Source organism: Janthinobacterium sp. J1-1 (assembly GCF_030944405.1).
Classification (GTDB): Bacteria; Pseudomonadota; Gammaproteobacteria; order Burkholderiales; family Burkholderiaceae_D; genus Janthinobacterium.
This window is the reverse complement of record NZ_CP132339.1, coordinates 6696113-6715144: the sequence shown is the minus strand read 5'-3', so window position 1 is coordinate 6715144 and position 19032 is coordinate 6696113. Positions and strand designations below refer to the sequence as shown.

General features: G+C 61.8%; 21 protein-coding genes. 9 read left to right on the top strand and 12 right to left on the bottom strand.

What is annotated here, in order from left to right:
- The first annotated feature begins 491 nt into the window (after nucleotides 1-491).
- The 8 genes from rpmH (at nucleotide 492) to Q8L25_RS30570 (ending at nucleotide 6628) form a co-directional block, all read left to right on the top strand.
- Nucleotides 492-626, top strand: a complete 135-nt coding sequence (rpmH, locus tag Q8L25_RS30605) for a 50S ribosomal protein L34 (RefSeq protein ID WP_010401996.1) — start codon at nucleotides 492-494, stop codon at nucleotides 624-626.
- A gap of 23 nt (nucleotides 627-649) precedes the next feature.
- Nucleotides 650-1087: a ribonuclease P protein component gene (rnpA, locus tag Q8L25_RS30600; RefSeq protein WP_308922973.1), complete on the top strand. Its 438-nt coding sequence runs from the start codon at nucleotides 650-652 to the stop codon at nucleotides 1085-1087.
- Nucleotides 1084-1344, top strand: a complete 261-nt coding sequence (gene yidD / locus Q8L25_RS30595; protein ID WP_308922972.1) for a membrane protein insertion efficiency factor YidD — start codon at nucleotides 1084-1086, stop codon at nucleotides 1342-1344. Before rnpA ends, yidD begins: the two co-directional genes overlap by 4 nt.
- A gap of 11 nt (nucleotides 1345-1355) precedes the next feature.
- Nucleotides 1356-3080: a membrane protein insertase YidC gene (gene yidC, locus Q8L25_RS30590; RefSeq protein ID WP_308922971.1), complete on the top strand. Its 1725-nt coding sequence runs from the start codon at nucleotides 1356-1358 to the stop codon at nucleotides 3078-3080.
- Nucleotides 3081-3194: 114 nt separating this feature from the next.
- Complete coding sequence (locus Q8L25_RS30585) at nucleotides 3195-4526, top strand: IS4 family transposase (protein ID WP_308922182.1); 1332 nt, start codon at nucleotides 3195-3197, stop codon at nucleotides 4524-4526.
- A 118-nt stretch (nucleotides 4527-4644) separates the two neighbouring features.
- On the top strand, nucleotides 4645-6024 hold the full coding sequence (gene mnmE, locus Q8L25_RS30580; RefSeq protein ID WP_308922970.1) for a tRNA uridine-5-carboxymethylaminomethyl(34) synthesis GTPase MnmE: 1380 nt from the start codon (nucleotides 4645-4647) through the stop codon (nucleotides 6022-6024).
- Nucleotides 6025-6034: 10 nt separating this feature from the next.
- A complete protein-coding gene (locus tag Q8L25_RS30575) occupies nucleotides 6035-6346 on the top strand; it encodes a hypothetical protein (protein WP_308922969.1) in 312 nt (103 codons plus the stop codon).
- Between the two features lie 78 nt (nucleotides 6347-6424).
- Entirely contained in the window at nucleotides 6425-6628 is a 204-nt protein-coding gene (locus Q8L25_RS30570; protein WP_308922968.1) for a hypothetical protein, read from the top strand.
- Here Q8L25_RS30570 and Q8L25_RS30565 read toward each other — a convergent pair whose 3' ends face one another.
- Nucleotides 6629-7258 carry an Hpt domain-containing protein gene (locus tag Q8L25_RS30565; RefSeq protein WP_308922967.1) on the bottom strand — a complete coding sequence of 210 codons (630 nt, stop codon included), beginning with the start codon at nucleotides 7256-7258 and terminating at the stop codon, nucleotides 6629-6631.
- Between the two features lie 10 nt (nucleotides 7259-7268).
- On the bottom strand, nucleotides 7269-8237 hold the full coding sequence (locus tag Q8L25_RS30560) for a CAP domain-containing protein (RefSeq protein ID WP_308922966.1): 969 nt from the start codon (nucleotides 8235-8237) through the stop codon (nucleotides 7269-7271).
- Nucleotides 8238-8472: 235 nt separating this feature from the next.
- Here Q8L25_RS30560 and pssA point away from each other — a divergent pair, with 235 nt between their 5' ends.
- Nucleotides 8473-9243, top strand: coding sequence for a CDP-diacylglycerol--serine O-phosphatidyltransferase (gene pssA / locus Q8L25_RS30555; protein WP_308925829.1), 771 nt, complete (start codon nucleotides 8473-8475; stop codon nucleotides 9241-9243).
- On the opposite strand, the gene Q8L25_RS30550 is transcribed toward pssA, so the two are convergent.
- From Q8L25_RS30550 to Q8L25_RS30505, 10 genes are all read right to left on the bottom strand, one after another.
- Nucleotides 9240-10166, bottom strand: coding sequence for an aldo/keto reductase (locus Q8L25_RS30550; protein WP_308922965.1), 927 nt, complete (start codon nucleotides 10164-10166; stop codon nucleotides 9240-9242). The two genes, pssA and Q8L25_RS30550, sit on opposite strands and share 4 nt — an antisense overlap.
- A 118-nt stretch (nucleotides 10167-10284) precedes the next feature.
- Nucleotides 10285-11430 carry a D-alanyl-D-alanine carboxypeptidase family protein gene (locus Q8L25_RS30545; protein WP_308922964.1) on the bottom strand — a complete coding sequence of 382 codons (1146 nt, stop codon included), beginning with the start codon at nucleotides 11428-11430 and terminating at the stop codon, nucleotides 10285-10287.
- A gap of 114 nt (nucleotides 11431-11544) precedes the next feature.
- Nucleotides 11545-12198: a serine aminopeptidase domain-containing protein gene (locus Q8L25_RS30540; protein WP_308922963.1), complete on the bottom strand. Its 654-nt coding sequence runs from the start codon at nucleotides 12196-12198 to the stop codon at nucleotides 11545-11547.
- Nucleotides 12199-12233: 35 nt separating this feature from the next.
- The gene (locus Q8L25_RS30535; protein ID WP_308922962.1) at nucleotides 12234-12551 is read right to left on the bottom strand and encodes a (2Fe-2S) ferredoxin domain-containing protein; all 318 of its coding nucleotides are present in this window, start codon (nucleotides 12549-12551) and stop codon (nucleotides 12234-12236) included.
- Nucleotides 12552-12590: 39 nt separating this feature from the next.
- Nucleotides 12591-13787 carry a VanZ family protein gene (locus Q8L25_RS30530; RefSeq protein WP_308925828.1) on the bottom strand — a complete coding sequence of 399 codons (1197 nt, stop codon included), beginning with the start codon at nucleotides 13785-13787 and terminating at the stop codon, nucleotides 12591-12593.
- On the bottom strand, nucleotides 13787-14410 hold the full coding sequence (locus tag Q8L25_RS30525) for an ABC-type transport auxiliary lipoprotein family protein (RefSeq protein ID WP_308922961.1): 624 nt from the start codon (nucleotides 14408-14410) through the stop codon (nucleotides 13787-13789). Before Q8L25_RS30525 ends, Q8L25_RS30530 begins: the two co-directional genes overlap by 1 nt.
- Nucleotides 14411-14421: 11 nt before the next feature.
- Nucleotides 14422-15381: an MlaD family protein gene (locus Q8L25_RS30520; RefSeq protein ID WP_308922960.1), complete on the bottom strand. Its 960-nt coding sequence runs from the start codon at nucleotides 15379-15381 to the stop codon at nucleotides 14422-14424.
- The gene (locus tag Q8L25_RS30515) at nucleotides 15381-16280 is read right to left on the bottom strand and encodes an ATP-binding cassette domain-containing protein (RefSeq protein WP_308922959.1); all 900 of its coding nucleotides are present in this window, start codon (nucleotides 16278-16280) and stop codon (nucleotides 15381-15383) included. The genes Q8L25_RS30520 and Q8L25_RS30515 overlap by 1 nt, the downstream gene beginning before the upstream one ends.
- Nucleotides 16280-17413 carry an ABC transporter permease gene (locus Q8L25_RS30510; protein WP_308922958.1) on the bottom strand — a complete coding sequence of 378 codons (1134 nt, stop codon included), beginning with the start codon at nucleotides 17411-17413 and terminating at the stop codon, nucleotides 16280-16282. Before Q8L25_RS30510 ends, Q8L25_RS30515 begins: the two co-directional genes overlap by 1 nt.
- Nucleotides 17414-17492: 79 nt before the next feature.
- Nucleotides 17493-19004 (bottom strand): DUF4080 domain-containing protein, encoded by a 1512-nt coding sequence (locus tag Q8L25_RS30505; RefSeq protein WP_308922957.1) that lies wholly within the window; start codon nucleotides 19002-19004, stop codon nucleotides 17493-17495.
- Between the last annotated feature and the right edge of the window lie 28 nt (nucleotides 19005-19032).

Genomic DNA, 19032 nt, shown 5'->3' with positions numbered 1-19032 from the left:
GAATCGTCTATGTGAAAAGGTGTGGGAGGGCGTATCGATCAGCCCTGCGTGCACCGTGTTGCAAGGCCGGCGTCGCGCGAGGGCTCGCCACACGTAACGCGCTATTCTACTCCCGACCGCCAAAGTTATCCACAGGCACGACTGTTATTTTTGCGACTGGGACCTGGCCGGGCATGTGCACAAGTCTGGAGTTATCCTCTGCCGCGCAGCGGCAATGCGGCATTCCGGACAGATGGGGACGGCTGCGAAAATTTCCACCCGATCACGGCAATCCTTGACAGCAGGGGGGTATATGCTGAATAATTCAGGGTTCCCCGCCCGTATTCCGTGTTTATTCATTTGGAACGACAATATGGACTAAGCGTGGATTAAGCGGGCGATGAGATTGGCCAGCTTGTGCCTTGGCATAAGTGCGCGATTGTCATTGGCACCAAAAACTGACGGGACGTCAGACCCGATTTTGCATTTTTTTTGTTTTTAGCGAGACCAACATGAAACGTACTTACCAACCTTCCGTCGTTCGCCGCAAGCGTACGCACGGCTTCCGCGCTCGTATGGCTACCCGTGGTGGCCGTGATGTGCTCAACGCACGTCGCGCAAAAGGCCGCAAACGCCTGGCCGTCTAGGCTTGTCGTTGACAGCTGATCGCGTGGCTAGCTGTACTCCAGTCGGCAATCAACGCGAAGGTTCACACGACTTCGCGCGCGTTCGGCGTATCGTTAAAACGGATGAATTTTCATCCGTTTTTCGTTTGCGCCCTTCGCAAAAAACAGCGCATTTTGTGCTGTATACCCGACACAATCTCTTGCCGCATGCGCGGCTGGGCGTCGTTGTGGCCAAGCGTTTCGCGCCACGCGCGGCGACCCGCAACACGATCAAGCGCGTCACGCGCGAGCTGTTTCGCAACAGCGCGCTGCCGCCGGTCGACTGTGTGGTGCGCCTGTCGCGCGCCGTCAACAGCAAGGATGGCCCGGCCACCACGGCCAGGCTGAAAGCCGAGCTGCGTGATGAACTGAGCCGGCTGTTCGCGGCGCAAGTGGCCGCGCAAGCGCGCTCTGTTGCTGCGCCACCACCATCCGCGCCATGAAAACCCTGCTGCTGTTCCTGTTGCGAGCTTATCAATTGGTGATCAGCCCCATGCTGGGACAGAATTGCCGCTTCTATCCAAGTTGTTCGCATTACGCGATGGAAGCGTTGCGCGTGCACGGCGCCGCGAAAGGCAGCCTGCTGGCCGCCAAGCGCGTGTGCCGCTGCCACCCCTGGAATGACGGGGGCTTTGACCCGGTGCCACCGGCCGACGGCAAACAATCTTCAACGACCGCTTGCGGTTGCAACCACTCCTGACCAATACCCTAATGGATATCAATAAACGTACCATCCTGTGGATCGTGTTCTCCGTCTCGCTGGTAATTCTGTGGAATGAATGGATGATTTCGACCGGTCGCCCGTCGATGTTCTCCGCTAATACCGCCCAGACCGCCAAGGCGCCGACCACCCCTGCACCGACCGCCCTGCCGGCCGCCGGCGCGGCATCCTTGCCTGGCGTGAATGCCGATCCTGGCGCTTTCAAGAGCGAGCGCATCACCATTACCACCGATGTCATCAAGGTCGATATCGACACATTGGGTGGCCAGGTCAAGCGTCTGGAATTGCTCAAATTCAAGGGCGCGGGCAATCCGGGCTGGTTTGGCGGTTGCTTCGGCCTGTTCCAGTGGTGCCAGCCTGATGCAGGCAAGCAAAACGAAGTGCTGTTCGACGAAGGCGCAAACCATACCTACCTGGCGCAAACCGGCCTGGTCGGCGGTCCTTTCCCGACCCACAACACCGGCTTCACGGTGCAGCCTGGCGTGCGTACTTTGGCCGACGGCAAGCAGATCCAGCTGGTGATGGAAGCGGTGCAAGGCGGCGTCAAGCTGACCAAGACGTTTACCTTCAAGCGCGGCGACTATGTGATCGACGTGCGCCATGACGTATCGAACGTCGGCACCGCGCCGGTGACGCCTCAGCTGTACATGCAACTGGTTCATGACGGCAACAAGCCGGTCGGCGACTCGTTCTTCAACAGCAGCTACACGGGCCCGACCCTGTACACGCCGCAAGACAAGTACCAGAAGATGACGTTCGAGAAGATCGAAAAAGCGGCTGTCGAAGATGAACGCACCGGCAAGGATACGGCCATGAAAGGCCTGCATCCGGTCCGCGCCGACGGCGGCTGGTTTGCCATCTCGCAACACTTCTTCGTGTCGGCTTTCGTGCCGCCAGCGAACATCGCACGTGATATCTTTACCAAGAAGCTGGCGACCAACACCTACGCCATCGGTAACCTGGTGACCTTGCCGGCGCTGGCGCCAGGCGCGTCGGCCGCGATCGATGCCAAGCTGTACTCGGGTCCGCAAATCGCGCACCTGCTCGAACCCGTGTCGCCTGGTCTGGAACTGGTCAAGGATTATGGCTGGCTGACGATTATCGCCAAGCCGATCTTCTGGGTCATGGAACAGATCCACAGCGTACTGGGCAACTGGGGCTGGACCATCATCGCCTTCACCATCCTGATCAAGCTGGCCTTCTTCCCGCTGTCGGCCGCCGGCTACCGCAGCATGGCCAAGATGAAACTGGTCACGCCGAAGATGCAGGCCATCCGCGAGCGCTACAAGGGCGATCCGCAGAAGATGAACCAGGCCACGATGGAGCTGTACAAGACGGAAAAAATCAATCCGCTGGGCGGCTGCCTGCCGATCCTGATCCAGATGCCGGTATTTATCGCCCTGTACTGGGTGCTGAACGCGTCTGTGGAAATCCGCGGCGCGCCATGGATAGGCTGGATCACCGACCTGGCCCAGCATGACCCATGGTGCATCCTGCCAGTGCTGTACGCGATTTCGATGTACATCACGACCAAGCTGAACCCGGCCCCTGCCGATCCGATGCAAGCGAAGATGATGCTGTTCATGCCTTTGGCGTTTTCGGTGATGTTCTTCTTCTTCCCGTCGGGCCTGGTACTGTACTGGGTCGTCAACAACGTCCTGTCGATCGGCCAGCAATGGGTGATCACCAAGAAATACGCGCCATCCACTGTGTAAGCAGGGTTAGCAAAGCAAAAGCCCGCCTAGTGCGTAATGCCGTTCAGTTAAGACTGAACGGCATTTTTATTTTGGGCTTGTAAACGTCAGGGTCTGCTGTTAACCTGCCTGGCTATGCTCAACGATACTCTCCACTTCCTTGCTAACCACCTTGAAGCACCTGACTGGCGCCGGCTGGGCGAACACTTGCCGGTCGAGTGGATTGATCAAGCCGTGCAGCATACTGATGCAATGAGCATCCGCCATCGTCGCCTACCGGCCGAACAGGTAGTCTGGCTGATGGTGGCATTGGCACTATATCGCCACAAGTCCATTAGTGAGGTCCTCGATGATCTCGGCTTGGCCGTTCCAGATGCACAGACTCCTTTTGTCAGCAAGAGCGCGGCTGCCCAGGCGCGCCAGCGCCTCGGCTCAGATCCGTTGAAGTGGCTGTTCGACCACTCAGCACAGCATTGGTGCGGCCAGGATCGTCGCTCGTATCTGTTCAAAGGATTGGTACTTTTTGCAATGGATGGGACCACTTTGCGGACCCATGACAATGACGAGACCCGTGAACACTTCGGCGCACAAAATTATTCCAGTGGCGCCATCGCGAGCTACCCTCAGGTACGCGGGGTGACCGTCACTGCGTTGTCAACCCATCTTGTTCACAGCGCTGCGTTTGGGCCTTACGGCACGAACGAAATGCTGTACGCCAAAAGGCTGATCGATGGCATACCCAACGATTCGCTGACCGTCTTCGATCGCGGATTTCTCTCAGCTGAAATTCTGTGCGCGCTAACCCGAGGCGGAAGTGAGCGCCACTTCGTCATCCCTGCCAAATCGAATACACGCTGGGAAGTGATCGAGGGCACTGAGGATGGCGACGACTTCACAGTGCGCATGCGCGTGTCACCGCAGGCGCGTGCCAAGTGTGCACAATTGCCGGAGTTTTGGGAGGCGCGTGCCATTACCGTCGTTGATGAACAAGCGCGAAGGCGTGTCCTGCTCACTTCGCTATGCGACCGACGCCGCTACAAACATGCCGATATCGAGAACTGCTACAAGCGTCGCTGGGGCATCGAAACAAGCTATCGCGAACTCAAGCAGACGATGCTTGGCGCCACGCTTACCCTGCGCTCAAAAACGGTAGATGGCGTGTACCAGGAGATCTGGGGCACCCTGATCGCCTATAACTTGATCCGACTGGAGATCGCCAAAGCCGCCTTGGTAGTCAAATGCGCACCGACCGAAGTGAGCTTCATCCGGGCCTTCCACCTGATCCAGTTCGAACTTCACTGGGCCGCCGTCACTAGGTCGTACGGCAAGCTGCCTGCGTCAATGAAACATCTGCGCGAAAGGCTGGTTAGCCTCTTGAATGACGAACGGCCCGATCGAAAATTCGACCGGGCCGTCAAGGCTAAACCAAAGCGTTATGCCACGCGCGTTCTACGAAAACCTGCTTAACTGAACGGCATTACCGCCTAGTGCGGGCTTTTTTTTGAAATCGGACCCGGTGGGTCCGATTTCAAAAAAAAGTGGGTTTTGCCGACCTCTTCCAGCCTTCTCCGAATAAACTACCCCCATGAAACTCGACTCCTCTCCTATCGCCGCCATCGCCACCGCCCCCGGACGCGGCGGCATCGGCGTGGTCCGCGCCTCCGGCAAGAACCTGGCGCCCCTGATGGCCGCGCTGTTCGGCGACCAGGCATTGAAACCGCGCCACGCCACTTATGTGCCATTCACTGAAGCGGACGGCGCCATTATCGACCAGGGCATCGCCATCCAATTCAAGGGCCCGCATTCGTACACGGGCGAAGACGTGCTGGAACTGCAGGGCCATGGCGGCCCGGTCGTGTTGCAATTGCTGCTCGCGCGCGTATTGGAAGCGGGCAAGGACAGCGGCTTGCGCCTGGCCGAGCCCGGCGAATTCACGCGCCGCGCCTTCTTGAACGACAAGCTCGACCTGGCGCAGGCCGAGGCCGTGGCCGACCTGATCGACGCCTCGACCGAGGCGGCCGCCAAGTCCGCCTCGCAATCGCTGTCGGGCGCGTTCTCGAACACCATCCACGCGCTGGTGGAGCAGGTGACGGGCTTGCGCATGCTGGTCGAAGCGACCCTGGATTTTCCGGAAGAGGAGATCGACTTCCTGGAAAAATCGAACGCGCGCGGCCAGTTGAAAGCCGTGATCGAGGCTTTGAATAAAGTGTTTGCCCAGGCCGCGCAGGGCGCGCTGCTGCGCGAAGGGTTGAATGTAGTGCTGGCCGGCCAGCCGAACGTGGGCAAGTCGTCGCTGTTGAACGCGCTGGCCGGCGCCGACGTGGCCATCGTCACGCCGATCGCCGGCACCACGCGCGACAAGGTCAGCGAAACGATCCAGATCGAAGGCATTCCGCTCAACATCATCGACACGGCCGGCATTCGCAGCGCCGGCGACACCGTCGACGCCGTCGAGCGCATCGGCATCGAGCGCACCTGGGGCGAGATCGGCAAGGCCGACGTGATCCTGCACTTGCTTGACGCCGACCACGGCCCGACCCTGGCCGACGAAACCATCGTCGCCGCCTTCCCCGAAGGCGTGCCGGTGGTGCGCGTGTGGAACAAGATCGATCTGTCGGGCCACAAGGCCAGCGTCGACATGTTGCCGGACGCGACCCACGTCTACCTGTCGGCGCACGAACATATCGGCATCGACCTGCTGCGCGGCGAGCTGTTGCGTATCGCCGGCTGGCAACAGACGGGCGAGTCGCTGTACCTGGCGCGCGAACGCCATCTGATCGCCCTGAAATCGGCCGGCAAACATCTGAATATCGCCGCCGAACACGCGGCCCAGGACGACCAGTCGCTGGACCTGTTCGCCGAAGAACTGCGCCTGGCGCAGGTGCAGCTGTCGAGCATCACGGGGGAATTCTCGCCCGACGATTTGCTGGGCGTGATTTTCAGCCGGTTTTGTATCGGCAAATAAGAAGAGATGGATGAAGCTTGTGTTCGCACTTTTGCTGAGCCTGCCTCTGCTGGCTGGCGCAAAGCAAAAATTGCCGGCTGATGTGGCAAAGTTTATCGACAATGCCGAGATGTGCGAGCACTTCGCTGGCGAGTGGGACGAGAACGACAAGGCGCGCCAGCGCGACATCACGCAGGCCATCGAGCAGTCGTGCGGGGCGGCGCAGCAGCAGCTGAAGCGCTTGAGCGTGAAATATGCGAAACAGCCGGCGATCAGGAAAGTCATCGACCAGCATGCCAATGATGCGGTCAGGAGTTTCCGGACACAGGGAAAGGCTGATTGAGAATTGTCATGTACTCGAGATTACGCTGAAGTAATCTTGCTTAGCGGCCATTCGGCGCCGCGTGCAAAGGGGGCATGCATGGACAGCAAACAGCCGGAAGGGCAGCAGGGGCAAGGCTTGACGGTCGCGGCCACGCCCTTGTCCGACGCCTTGCGCCTGACCGCAAGCTTGCCGCCCAAGGGCGCCTGCTGGTATTGCGACAAGCCGCTCGATGCGGTGCGGCGCTTTTGCTGCAAGAGTTGTGGCGAGGCGTATGCGGAAGAGACGCAATATGATCGCTGATTATCGCCGGCGCAGCAGGGCTTCCAGTGCGTTGTCAAAATCGAATTCATGGGCGGCGGCCGCCACTTCCTGGTACACATGCACGCCCAGGCTGGCGGCCAGCAGGCTGGCCGAATTTTCCAGGATATCGATGGCGGCGCCGTCGCCCTCGCGCAAATGGCTGGCCAGGCGCGCCAGCAGCAGCTGGATGGCGGGGGCGGACGGGTCGGGCGCCATGTCCTGCGCTGCCAGATGACTTTCTTCGGGCGTGCCCAGCATCGCGCTGACGGCGCCCAGCAGTTGATCTTGCGCCAGTTCCAGGTGCGCGATCTGCTGCGCCAGGCCGGGCGCCTGGGCCCGCAGCGCCATTTCCAGCGCGCTCGACAAGGCATGCACCTGGACCGCGCCGATCATGCCGGCCGCGCCCTTCAAGGTGTGCACGCGCAGGCGCGCGCCGGCATAGTCGCCGGCGGCAAACACCATGCGGATCTGGCGCGGCGTGGTGCCGTGATCATGCAGGAAGCGGCGCAGGATTTTCAGGTATAGCGGGCGGTCGCCCATGATGCGGCCCAGCCCGCCTTCCACGTCGAGCACGCGCGAACCCTGCGCTGTGGTGGCGCGATGGTCGCTATCGGCGTGGGGTGTGCTCATGCCGTCACCGCTAGCGCGTGGTAAACGACCAGCTGCGCGTGACGGCGGTACCGTTCACACGGCCGTTGAAGCTGACGTCGTACGTGGTGCCGGCCGTCAGCGGCGCCAGCGGAATGATGGCGGCGGCGGACAAGGGCGTTTGCGGGTCCGTCGCGCGTTGCAGCAGCAGTACCGTCAGGTCGCTGGCGGCGCCGCGCTGGCGCACGGTAAAGGCCGTCACGCCGAGCACGTCGTTGATATTGGCGTGCACGCTGATCGGATAGCCGACAATATCCTGGTTCGGCACCGGATCGGGTTCCTCGTTATTGCTGGAAAAACTGGTGGCCACCTTGGCCTGGTTGCTGACGGGGTAGGTGACGACTTGCCCTGCGGCCAGCCCAGGGCCATAGCCATTGTTGGCGGCGAAGTCGGCGGTGAAATACGCGTAGCCATTGTTGCCCATGGCGGCGCCGGTGCCCGCTTCCTTGAAGATCGGTTCAAAGATGGCGAAGCGGTGATAGATGGCGGTGATCAGTTCTTCCGCCAGGTAAAAGCCGGAGTTGTTGGTGGCGCCCGCGATCACTTCGCCATAGGCATAGGAATTCGAGCGGTTCAGGCTATAGCCCGCCTTGACGAAGCGGTCGGCCAGGGTGGCGCCCGTAAAGCCGGGCTTGCCGGCAACCTGGTCATGCGAGACCGTATTATTGGTTTTTAAATAGTCGGAATGGCCTTGCGCCGCGGTATCGATCAGGCTGTTGCGCGCCAGGCTGGCCAGGCCGACCTGGCCGCGCCGGTAATTGATCCAGTTGTAGCCATCGGTGGCGATGCTGCCGGTCATGGCGGGCGCGCCCGCCTCCTGCACCAGCTGCGGCCCGGGAGTGGCCGTCGATGCCGTGGTCGTATTGCCGCTGTCGCTGCCGCCACCGCCGCAAGCGGTCAGCAGCGCCGCGATCAACAGGGCGGGAATGAATGATTTGCTATGCTGGGACAAGGCGATCAAGCTGACTCCTGTATGAAAGGGAACTGCTGCTCTGTTGATGGTGGCGCCTTGAATCGATTCTAAGGTATTTTTGCCGCCCGGAGTGCACAGAAGTTACTGCCGTGTGCGGCTGGCCGACGCTAGGGTGCGAACCCGCGCGCAGGGTAGAATGGGTGCAATGCTTGTTCGCTATGCCACTGTTTTTTCACCGATTTTTTGGATTGCCCATAATTTGAACACCTTGCCCAAGTCGCGCCTGCAGCGCGCCAAGTACGCCTTGCCCAGTATGGTGACTTTGCTTTCGATAGCATGCGGCTTTGCCAGCATCGTCATTTCGGTCGATAACGCGGGCACCGGCGACCCCGCCGACTACCGGCTGGCGGCGGCGCTGCTGGTCCTGGCGGGCGTGTTCGATGCGCTTGACGGCTATGTCGCGCGGCTGACCAACACCGGCTCGGACTTCGGCATGCAGCTCGATTCGATCGCCGACGTGATGAATTTCGGCTGCGCGCCGGCGGTGCTGCTGTATTGCTATGGTTTCGTGCAGATGGGCGTGCATGATCCGCTGCTGCTGCGCTTTGGCGGCATGGCCAGCTTCTTTTTTGTTGCTTGCGGCGCCATGCGCCTGGCGCGCTTCAATGTGAACGTCGGCAAGACCGACCCCATGTATTTTGTCGGCATGCCGATCACCGCCGGCGCCGCTTGCGTGGCGGCCGTGGTGGTGGCCTGGCCGGCCCCGATCGACAGCCAGTTGCACAGCTATCTGCTGATGCTGCTGCTGGTCGGCGTGGGCAGCCTGATGGTGTCGACCCTGCGTTTCCCCAGCTCCAAGCAGAAGAAAAGCCTGGCCCTGCTGCTGGTGGTGGCCGTCGCGGTCGGCATGCTGGTGTGGCTGAAAACCAGTTTCTTTGCCTTCTTCTTTGCCGTATATATCGCCGCCACCCTGGCGCTGAACCTGGCTTGGCACCTGGGCTGGCGCGGGATTGCCCTGCCTCAGGTATTTACGGATGTCGACGAAATAGATTAAGCGACCTCGTGCCCTCTTGCCGCGCGCAGGATGGCAAACCAGTCGCTGCGGCTGAGAGCAAACTGCGTGCCTTCCACGGCCACGCCCACCGCCTCGATGCGACCGGTGCCCGTCAGCGGCAGCGGCTTGCACGGCACTTGCATGATCCAGGCGAACACCACGCTGGCAAACGGGCGCTGCAGTTCATCGGCGATATCCTTGATCACATTGCGCAAGTTTTCCACGTTCGCGTCGCCGCCCTGGAACAATCGTCCGCCGGCCAGCGGCGACCAGGCCATCGGCGCTACGCCCAGGTCCTGCAGGCCATCAAAGGTTTCATCGAACATCGGTGCCGTATGCAGCGGCGAAAATTCGACCTGGTTGGTCGCCAGCGGAAAGCGGCGGTGCAAGGCTTCGAACTGGTGGCGGCTGAAATTCGATACGCCGAAGTGCAGCACCTTGCCAGCGTTTTTCAATGCGGTGAACGCGCCGGCGATCTCGTCGAAATCCATCAGCGGATCGGGGCGGTGGATCAGCAGCAGGTCGAGCCGGTCGGTGCGCAGCTGGCGCAAGGACTGTTCGACCGAGCCGGTGATATGGGCCGCGCTGGTGTCGTAATGCTGGATCGCATGGCCGGGGCGATGCGGCGAGAGCAGCTTGATGCCGCATTTGCTGACCAGTTCCATCTGGTCGCGCAAGCCCGGCCGCAGGGCCAGCGCTTCGCCGAACAGGCCTTCGGCGCTGTAGTCGCCATAGATATCGGCGTGATCGAAACTGGTGACGCCCAGCGTCAGGCATTGCTCGATAAACGCCAGGCGCTGCTGCGCCGTCATGTTCCATTCGCCGATGCGCCACATGCCGGCGACGATGCGCGACAGTTCGGGGCCATGCGGCGAGAGGCGGCTGCGCGGGGCTTGCAGGCTGGCGGGAAAAACATGGGTCATGGGCATACTTTCTGGGAGTGGCGACGGGCTGATCTGACGGATTATATCCTTGCAACAGGCAAAAAAAAGCCCGCATCGCTGCGGGCTGTTTGCGACTACCTTAATAGGCTCTTATTGCTTATTTCAGCCACAAGCGCATCGAATCCCAGGCGCGGCCAAAGATCGAGGCTTCGGTGATCGGCTCCAGCGCCACCACCGGCAGTTCCAGCAGGGTCTTGCCGTCCACCACCATTTTCAGCTTGCCTACCGGGGCGTTCTGCGGCAGCGGCGCGACCAGCGGGTCCTTGCGTTCCAGCACCGGTTTCATCTTGGCGGCCGTGCCTTTCGGTACGGTGACCAGCACGTCGTTGGCAAAGCCGATTTTCACGGTGCTTTTCGAGCCTTTCCACACTTCCGGCGTGGCCACGGCCTGGCCCTTCGAGTACAGCTTGACGGTATCGAAGTTCTGGAAGCCCCAGTTCAGCAGCTTCTGGCTTTCCTGCGTGCGGGCCTGGTCGGAGGTGGTGCCGAGCACCACGGAAATCAAACGGCGCTCGCCGGAACCGCCCGGGCGGCGTGCCGAGGCGATCATGCAGTAGCCGGCCGCTTCCGTGTGGCCGGTTTTCATGCCGTCGACGGTCGGGTCCAGCCACAGCAGGCGGTTGCGGTTCGGCTGGGTGATCTTGTTGTACGTAAAACTTTTCACGGAATCGATTTTGTAGAATTCCGGATAGTCGGCGATCACGCGTTTGGCCAGCACGGACAAGTCTTGCGCGGTGGAATAGTTATCGGGACTAGGCAGGCCATGCGGATTGGCAAAACGGGTGTTTTTCAGGCCCATGCGCTGCGCTTCGCGGTTCATCAGCACGACGAAGGTGCCTTCGTCGCCGGCAACGGCTTCGGCCAGCGCGACGGCGGCGTCGTTACCCGATTGAATCATCAAGCCATGCAACAGGTCGTCGATCGACACCGGGGTGGCCGGGTCGATGAACATTTTCGAGCTGCTGGCGTCCACTTTCCAGGCGCGCACGGAGACATTCACTTTCTGGTCCAGCGCCAGTTTCTTTTCGCGCACGGCGGCAAACGTCAGGTAAGCCGTCATGATCTTGGTGAGCGAAGCCGGTTCGATGCGCGCGTCCGGATCTTGCGAGGCAATGATCTGGCCACTGGTGGCGTCGAGCAGGAGCCAGGACTTGGCGGCGATGGTCGGCGCCGGAACGGTCTGGGCCACGGCGGCGGATAGGAAAAGTACACTGGAGGCCAGTGCCGCTAGGAGTTTTTTCATGGAGGCTGGTCTGCGAAAAAAAGTGAAGGCTGAGGGCCATGCTGCTGATGCTGACATGGCCGCGTGGAAAAAACGGATCAATTATAGCCGCGGAAACGGCAGTAAGCCCACACTTCAAGCATCGTCGAGCGTGCTGGCGGGTTTGTCGCCATGCCATAGCGCGATCACCAGTTGCTTGATGTGATTGAGCTTGCGGTGGAAAAAGTGGTCGGCGCCGGGAATCACGATTACGGGAATATCCTGTGGCCGGGCCCAGTCGAACACGGCCGACAGGGGGATCGTGTCGTCCAGTTCGCCGTGGATCAGGATGGTGTCGGCCGGAATGTCGGCCATCGCCCATTTGCCAGCCGCGCTGCCGATCAGCGCCAGGCGCTCGGCCGGCGTGCCGGCGGCGCTCAGGCGCTCGTTCAATTTCGATTGCACGAAGGTGCCGAAGGAAAAGCCGGACAAGGCCACCGGCAGGCCCGGATACAGGCTGCGCATGTGTTCGTACAGCAGTTGCATGTCGTCGGTTTCGCCGGCGCCGTGGTCATGCACGCCTTCCGAGGCGCCCACGCCGCGAAAGTTGATGCGCGCCACCACGTAGCCGAGCGCGACAAAGGCGCGCGCCAGTGTCTGCGTGACCTTGTTGTCCATGGTGCCGCCGTACAGCGGGTGCGGATGGGCCACCAGCGCGATGCCGCGCGGGGTATCGGCCGGGAAGTCCAGCAGGCCTTCCATGCTGCCCGCATGGCCGGCCAAGGTGAATTTTTCGGAATTTCGGTTCATGAGGCTCATGTTGGCGCTTGTCTCTTAAATTGGTATTAAATCTTGAGGCGATCGACAACCTTGCCGCCCACCAGATGGCTATCGATAATGTCATCGATATCGCTGTTGTCGACATAGGTGTACCAGGTACCTTCCGGGTAGATCACCAGCACCGGTCCTTCTTCGCAGCGGTCCAGGCAGCCGGCCTGGTTGATGCGGATCTTGCTGGCGCCACTCATGTTCAGGTCCTTGATGCGGCGCTTGCAGTGTTTTTGCGCTTTTTCGGCGCCATGGTCGCCGCAGCTGTTGCGGCCGTCTTCACGTTTGTTCATGCAGAAAAAAACGTGGCGTTCAAAATAGGGGGCGTCGCTCATTGTCGTACTCCTGCGGTTGGCTATGCGCCATGATAACGCTTATGGATGGTCTTCGCGCCGATGTCGCTGCAGTTCTTCCTGCCGGTTCAGCTTGTGCGAAGGCAGCCACAGGAACCACAGCGCCATGAACGGCCACAGCAGGGCCAGGAACTGGGCCGCGCCATTGAAGTTGAGGAACTTGCCTTGTACCCAGCCTTGCAGGGTGGACATGAAATAGGGATTGATCGGCGTGGTATTCACGATGACCAGGCTCAGCAGCAAGGTGGCGACCGCGATGCGGCGCTGCGCCACATGGGGCGCGAAGGCCAGCCCGCCCAGCATGATCAGGCCGATCAGAAAGCCGCCCTGGGCACCCGGCGTGATCCACACAAAGGCGTTTTGCGGCGAGAACAGCAGCGCGCTGGCCAGCGAACGCACCACCAGCGCGGCGCCGATCAGGATCACCACCAGTGCGGCGCGCGGCGCGGAACGGCGCATCAGGCACAGCAGGGCCAGCACGGCGCCCGTCATGCCGCAGGCCGTGATGATGGTTTCCGACAGCCAGTATTGTTCCACCGTCAGCACGGCGTCGGGCCGCAGGTAGGACGCCAGGTCGATCTCCATGCCTATCAGGGTCGACAGCCAGTCCCACAGGATGGGCAGCAGCTGGCCCAGGCCGAACAGATAGCCCTGCGGATAGATCTGCGCCAGCGGCCACAGCGCGACCAGCACCAGGCCCTGGCTGGCATGCTGGACGAACCAGCGCTGGCGCACGCGCAGCAAATGGCTGTGGTCGAGCAGCTTGCGCGCCGACAGGGCGCCGACGATGGCGCCGACGCAGCAGCCGGCCGAGTTGGTATAGAAATCGAGGTTCGACGAGACGCGGCTGGGCAGGTAGGTTTGCACCGCCTCCATGCTGCCGGAGATAAACATGCCGCACAAGGTGGCGATCAGCACGGCAAAAAAGCCGGTGATGCGCGGAAACAGCGAATACACGATCAAGGTGCCCAGCGGCATGTAGCCGACGATGTTGACGCCGACGTCAAAGCCCGTCCAGTACCGGGGCATCCTGGTGTTTTCAAGAAACAGCAACGGCGACAGGCCGTTGCTGTGCCAGCCCGTAAATGGAAACCAGCTGGCGTAGACGATCAGGAACACATAGGCCAGCAGCGTCGCGCGCGAGACGGGCGAAGAGCGGCGAGGCGCAGGCGGATGCGGCGGCGCCGCCAGCGGATGGTCATGGGCTGAGGCCGGCATCATTCTTTCGGTATGTTCAGCGTGCCCAGCCAGGCCAGCAGGTCGGCGGCGACGGCGTCCGACGCCAGGGCCAGCGCCTGCGCGCCGCCTTGCGCATCGGCGCTGGCCGCGCGGCTGTTGCGGCTGAAGGTTTTCTGGTCGACCAGCAGGTGGCCGCGGAACAGCGAGGCGCGCAAGGTCACTTGACCGCTGCTTTGCTTTTCGCTATCGAAGTTTTGCGAAAAATCGTCGACATCGATGCGCAGCAGCGGAATGCCGGCCGCCGCATCGGTGGTCGACAGCACCTTCACGCCGCCCTGGGCGACGCGGGTTTTCAGGCGCTGGCTCAGCAGTTGCAGCGGCGGCGTGTTCCAGCGGTTGTAGGCATACGGGCGCGACTGCTGGGCGTCGGCGTACAGCAGGCGGTAATACATGCGCTGGGTATCGAGCCACGACGGACCGTTGGCGTCGGCGATCACCAGCACCGGCAGCGGCGCGGAAGTCGTTTGCGCCACGGGCGCGGCCGGCGGGCCGAAATCATAAAAGGTCGGCAGCGGGCCACGGCTGGCGCAGCCACCCAGCAGCAGGGCCGCCGCCAGGGTCAATACGCCGGCGCTGGTGCGCGAAGGATGGGGAAACTGCATCGGTGATCTCCTTATTTTGCCGGCGCCGAGAAGCCGGGCTCGCCCGGACCGGGCGGAATGTCGGGGTTGCCGAACAAGATGCTTTGCGGCTGTTCGTTCAGGGTGCTCATGGTGGTTTTCAGGGCGCGCATTGAGGAACGCGCTTCGCCGCTCAGCTCGATGACTTGCGGCAGCACTTCCAGCGAGACGCCGCTGGCCACCGATTCCACCGAGCGGCCGACGCGCGCCACCGTGCCATTGACGTTGTCGAGCATGCCGCCAGGCGCCTGCAGGTCGGTGCCCAGTTTTTTCCAGGTCTGCGACAGTTCCGTCACATTGTCGCCCGCATCCTTGATGGCGGCGATGCTCTTGCGCGTTTCATCGGTCAGCTGCGGCAATTGCTGCAAGGTCGGCTGCAGCTGCTTCGGAATCTCGCCGAAGGCCTTGGCCGTCTTGCCCACTTCCGTGAAGGCGGCCAGCATGGCGGCCTGGTTGTCGGTGCTGAGCAGGTTGTTGACCTTGTTGGTGATCTGTTCGGCCTGGTCGAGGATGCGCTTGCCGCGCTTTTCCAGTTGATCGAGCAAGCCCGCGCGCAGCGGGATCAGGGACGGTTTTTCCTTGGTCGTGCCCAGCAGTTTCGAGCCCACGGTTTCATCGTCGAGCTGGATATAGGCGATGCCCGTCACGCCCTGGTAGCCCAGGGTGGCAAAGGTGGTATTGGTGACCGGGGTGTCGGGCGCGACGCTGATATGTACCAGGATCTGCCCGGCTTTTTGCGTATCGAAGTCGATCGCGTCGACCTTGCCCACTTCCAGGCCACGGTAGCGCACGGCCGCCTGCGGGTTCAGGCCCGGCACCGACAGGGTGGTGGCCAGCAGGTAGGGCACGCGTTCGACCCGGTCGCGGTTGAACCAGACGCCGAACAAAATGGCGGCAACCAGCAGGGTGAGCGTGAAAAAGCCCGTCAGCAGGGCGTGTGATCTGTTTTCCATTAATTCTCCGCTTTCTTGTCAGTGCCGGGGGCGAGTTCCGGCGGCGCCTCGGCGGCCTGTTTTTCATCGAGGACGGCCAGCGCGCGCTTGCCGCGGTCGCCCAGGAAGAATTGTTTGATGAACGGGTGATCGACCGCGATGACTTCGCGCGTGGTGCCGAGTGCGATCACATGTTTTTCGGCCAGCACGGCGATGCGCGTGGACAGGGCGAACAGGGTGTCGAGGTCGTGCGTGACCATCACCACCGTCAGGCCCAGTTCGCGGTGCAGCGACTGGATCAGGGTGACAAAACTTTCCGACAAGTCCGGGTCCAGGCCGGCCGTGGGCTCGTCGAGAAATAATAACTTCGGTTCCAGCGCCAGGGCGCGCGCCAGGGCCACGCGCTTGATCATGCCGCCCGACAGGTCCGACGGCATCTTGAGCGCATGTTCCGGCCCCAGCCCGACCATATTCATTTTCAGCAGCACCGCGTCGTGGATCAGGTCTTCGGGCAGCACGCGCAGTTCGCGCATCGGCTGGGCCACATTGTCGAACACGGTCAGCGCCGAATACAGGGCGCCCTGCTGGAACAGCATGCCCCAGTGGTTGCGCAATTGCTGCAGATGGTCGCGGTCGGCCTTGTTGATGTCTTCGCCAAACACCTTGACGCAGCCGCGCGACGGGTGTTCCAGCCCCAGCATCTGGCGCAGCAGCACGGTCTTGCCGGTGCCCGAGCCGCCGACAATGGAGAGAATCTCGCCGCGTTCGATTTCCAGGTTCAGGTCCTGGTGCACCACGGTGCGGCCGAACTTGGTCCACAGATTGCTGATCTCGACCACCGGCGTATCGCCGTGGAAGTCCAGCTTGCTCTCGGCGTCGTCGCTGTGTGTCAAGCCGCAGCTGGCGTTTTCTTCGCTCATCAGTAGCCTACTCCATTGAAAACGATGGCAAACACGGCATCGGCCAGGATCACCACCGTAATGGCGGTGACCACGGCGGTGGTGGTGCCGCGCCCCAGGCTTTCCGTATTGGCCTTGATGCGCAGGCCGAAGTGGCACGACACCAGCGCGATCAGCATGCCGAAGATCACGCCCTTGCCCAGGCCTATCATGTAGTTGGCCAGCGGCACGGCGTCCGGCAGCTTCTGGATAAAGTAGCGGGCCGACAGATTCAGTTCCACCTTGGCCGCCACCATGCCGCCGATCAGCGCGGCCGTATCGGTCCAGATCACCAGCAGTGGCATGGAAATGGCCAGGGCCAGCACTTTCGGCATGATCAACCTGAAACCGTGCGAGATGCCCATCACCAGCATGGCGTCCAGTTCTTCGGTGACGCGCATCACGCCCAGCTGGGCCGTGATCGACGAGCCCGAGCGGCCCGCCACCAGAATCGCCGCCAAGAGCGGCCCCAGTTCGCGGATCACGCTCATGCCCAGCAGGTTGACCAGGTAGATATCGCCGCCGAAATTGCGCAGCTGCTGCGCCGACAGATAGGACAGCACCACGCCGATCAGGAAACCCACCAGCGCCGTGATGCCCAGCGCCTGGAAGCCGGCATGGAAGATATTGGCGGAAATTTCGCGCCACGGCCCGCGCAGCGGATGGCGCGCAAAGCGGCCCACGTCCTGCGTGACCTGGCCGATCAGGGCGATAAAACCCTTCAGATGCTCGAAGAACACCAGGATCGCCATGCCCAGCTTCATGACCAGGGTCAGGCGATGGGCGCGCGACTGCGCCGTTTTCAACGGGCCGGTTTCTTCGATACGCTTGAAAAATTCTTCCTGGCTAGGCGCCAGGGTCAGTTTCGCCGGACGGCTCTTGCCCCAGGCATTCCAGAACAGCTGGGCGCCGATATGGTCCATGCTGTCGATGGCTGATAAATCCCAGCTGACATTGGCGTCATCCTTGAGCGGCTTGAGCTGGGCGTTGATGGCCTTGATCGCGTTGTCCTGCGCCAGCGCGTGCACCTGCCAGGTGCCGCTGGCGGTGACCACGCTCCCCTGCTGGGAGTCGGCTTGGGCTAGCTTCAGTTGGGGCGATTGTAGAGTGGGCATCACGCCAGTTTAAGGGAGAATGGCCCTGACCGCCACAGATGTTCCATTCTCGCGGCCCCGCTGTGTGGGCTGGCGCGCTCTAGGACGCCAAATGGCGCGCCTGGCGCTGCGGCAGGGCGGCGGCCAAAGGAGGCGCTTTGGGCTGTTCGGCGGGGGCGGCATGATGTGCGGCCTTGGCGCCGCCCGCATAGTCGCTGGCCACCAGCGCGTTGGCTTCCAGCGCGCTCATGCCGCGCGTCTGCAGCCACTGCGCCACCAGCTTGGCCAGTTTTTCCATGGCGATGCGGTGGGTCGCGTCCGTGTTCGCATACAGCCAGTTGGAAAAATCCATGAAGTTCTCGAAGGGCGCGTCGCCCAGCATCCATTGCACCGTATTGGCGAAGCGGCCCGAATTGGCCACCAGGTCCCAGTAGCGGGCAAAGCGCACCAGGCGCTGCATGCTCATGAAGTCCAGGTGCTTGTTGGCCAGGATGGTGTACGGCGGATGCGGGTCGAACACCATGCCGAATTGTTCCGTATGGCGGATGATGGGCGTGCCGCGCAGGCGCTTCAAGATGCCGAACTGGATTTCGTGCGGCTTCAGGGCCACCAGTTTATTGAAGCCGGCCGCAAAGCTGGCTTCATCCTCGCCCGGCAGGCCGGCGATCAGGTCGACGTGCAGGTGGGCGTTCGATTCCTCGCACAGCCAGCGGATATTGTCGGCCGCCTTTTGATTGTCCTGCCGGCGGCTGACCAGCGCCTGCACCTCGGGATTGAAGCTCTGGATGCCGATCTCGAACTGCAGCGCGCCCGGTGGGAACTTGCTGATGCCCTCTTTCAGTGCATCGGGCAGGTGATCGGGTACCAGCTCGAAGTGGGCGTAGATAGCATCGTCCGGGTTCGCCTCGATTTTATCGAGGAAGAACTGCATGATCTTCAGGCTGGTCTTGATATTCAAATTGAAGGTGCGGTCGACGAACTTGAACAGCCGCGCGCCGCGCGCATGCAGGGATTCCATCTCGGCCAGGAAATTCTCGAGCGCGAACGGCCAGGCCGTCTTGTCCAGCGCGGACAGGCAGAACTCGCACTTGAACGGGCAGCCGCGCGACGCTTCCACGTACAAGGTGCGGTGCTTGATGTCGTCGTCGGTATATAACGAGTAGGGGGTTTGCAGTTCGGCCAGCGGCGCCTGTACGCCGGCATGGATCTTCATCAGCGGCTTCGGGCCGTTGAGGATCTCGCCGCACAGCTTGGGGAAGGTGACATCGCCCCAGCCCGTGATCAGATAGTCGGCCAGCCTGACGATTTCCTGCTCGCCCGCCTCGTGCGATACCTCGGGGCCACCGAGCACGATGATCACTTCGGGCGCCACGCGCTTGAGCATGGCGACCAGCTTGGTGGTTTCCTCGACATTCCAGATATATACGCCAAAACCGATGATGCGCGGCTTGTTGAAGAGGATGCGTTCGACCAGTTCCGTGGTTTTCGCGCCGATCACGAATTCCTGCAGCCGCGTCTGCGCCTGCAGCGGGCCCATGTTGGCCAGCAGGTAGCGCAAGCCCAGCGAGGCGTGGGTATAGCGGGCGTTCAGGGTGGAGAGCAGGATGGTCATGGCGGCAGCTGGGATCGGCGAAACCGCT

Coding starts and splice junctions, on each gene's coding strand:
- rpmH (WP_010401996.1), top strand. CDS start 492: ATGAAACGTACTTACCAACCTTCCGTCGTTCGCCGCAAGCGTACGCAC.
- yidD (WP_308922972.1), top strand. CDS start 1,084: ATGAAAACCCTGCTGCTGTTCCTGTTGCGAGCTTATCAATTGGTGATC.
- yidC (WP_308922971.1), top strand. CDS start 1,356: ATGGATATCAATAAACGTACCATCCTGTGGATCGTGTTCTCCGTCTCG.
- Q8L25_RS30585 (WP_308922182.1), top strand. CDS start 3,195: ATGCTCAACGATACTCTCCACTTCCTTGCTAACCACCTTGAAGCACCT.
- mnmE (WP_308922970.1), top strand. CDS start 4,645: ATGAAACTCGACTCCTCTCCTATCGCCGCCATCGCCACCGCCCCCGGA.
- Q8L25_RS30575 (WP_308922969.1), top strand. CDS start 6,035: ATGAAGCTTGTGTTCGCACTTTTGCTGAGCCTGCCTCTGCTGGCTGGC.
- Q8L25_RS30570 (WP_308922968.1), top strand. CDS start 6,425: ATGGACAGCAAACAGCCGGAAGGGCAGCAGGGGCAAGGCTTGACGGTC.
- Q8L25_RS30565 (WP_308922967.1), bottom strand. CDS start 7,258: ATGAGCACACCCCACGCCGATAGCGACCATCGCGCCACCACAGCGCAG.
- Q8L25_RS30550 (WP_308922965.1), bottom strand. CDS start 10,166: ATGACCCATGTTTTTCCCGCCAGCCTGCAAGCCCCGCGCAGCCGCCTC.
- Q8L25_RS30545 (WP_308922964.1), bottom strand. CDS start 11,430: ATGAAAAAACTCCTAGCGGCACTGGCCTCCAGTGTACTTTTCCTATCC.
- Q8L25_RS30540 (WP_308922963.1), bottom strand. CDS start 12,198: ATGAACCGAAATTCCGAAAAATTCACCTTGGCCGGCCATGCGGGCAGC.
- Q8L25_RS30535 (WP_308922962.1), bottom strand. CDS start 12,551: ATGAGCGACGCCCCCTATTTTGAACGCCACGTTTTTTTCTGCATGAAC.
- Q8L25_RS30530 (WP_308925828.1), bottom strand. CDS start 13,787: ATGCCGGCCTCAGCCCATGACCATCCGCTGGCGGCGCCGCCGCATCCG.
- Q8L25_RS30525 (WP_308922961.1), bottom strand. CDS start 14,410: ATGCAGTTTCCCCATCCTTCGCGCACCAGCGCCGGCGTATTGACCCTG.
- Q8L25_RS30520 (WP_308922960.1), bottom strand. CDS start 15,381: ATGGAAAACAGATCACACGCCCTGCTGACGGGCTTTTTCACGCTCACC.
- Q8L25_RS30515 (WP_308922959.1), bottom strand. CDS start 16,280: ATGAGCGAAGAAAACGCCAGCTGCGGCTTGACACACAGCGACGACGCC.
- Q8L25_RS30510 (WP_308922958.1), bottom strand. CDS start 17,413: ATGCCCACTCTACAATCGCCCCAACTGAAGCTAGCCCAAGCCGACTCC.
- Q8L25_RS30505 (WP_308922957.1), bottom strand. CDS start 19,004: ATGACCATCCTGCTCTCCACCCTGAACGCCCGCTATACCCACGCCTCG.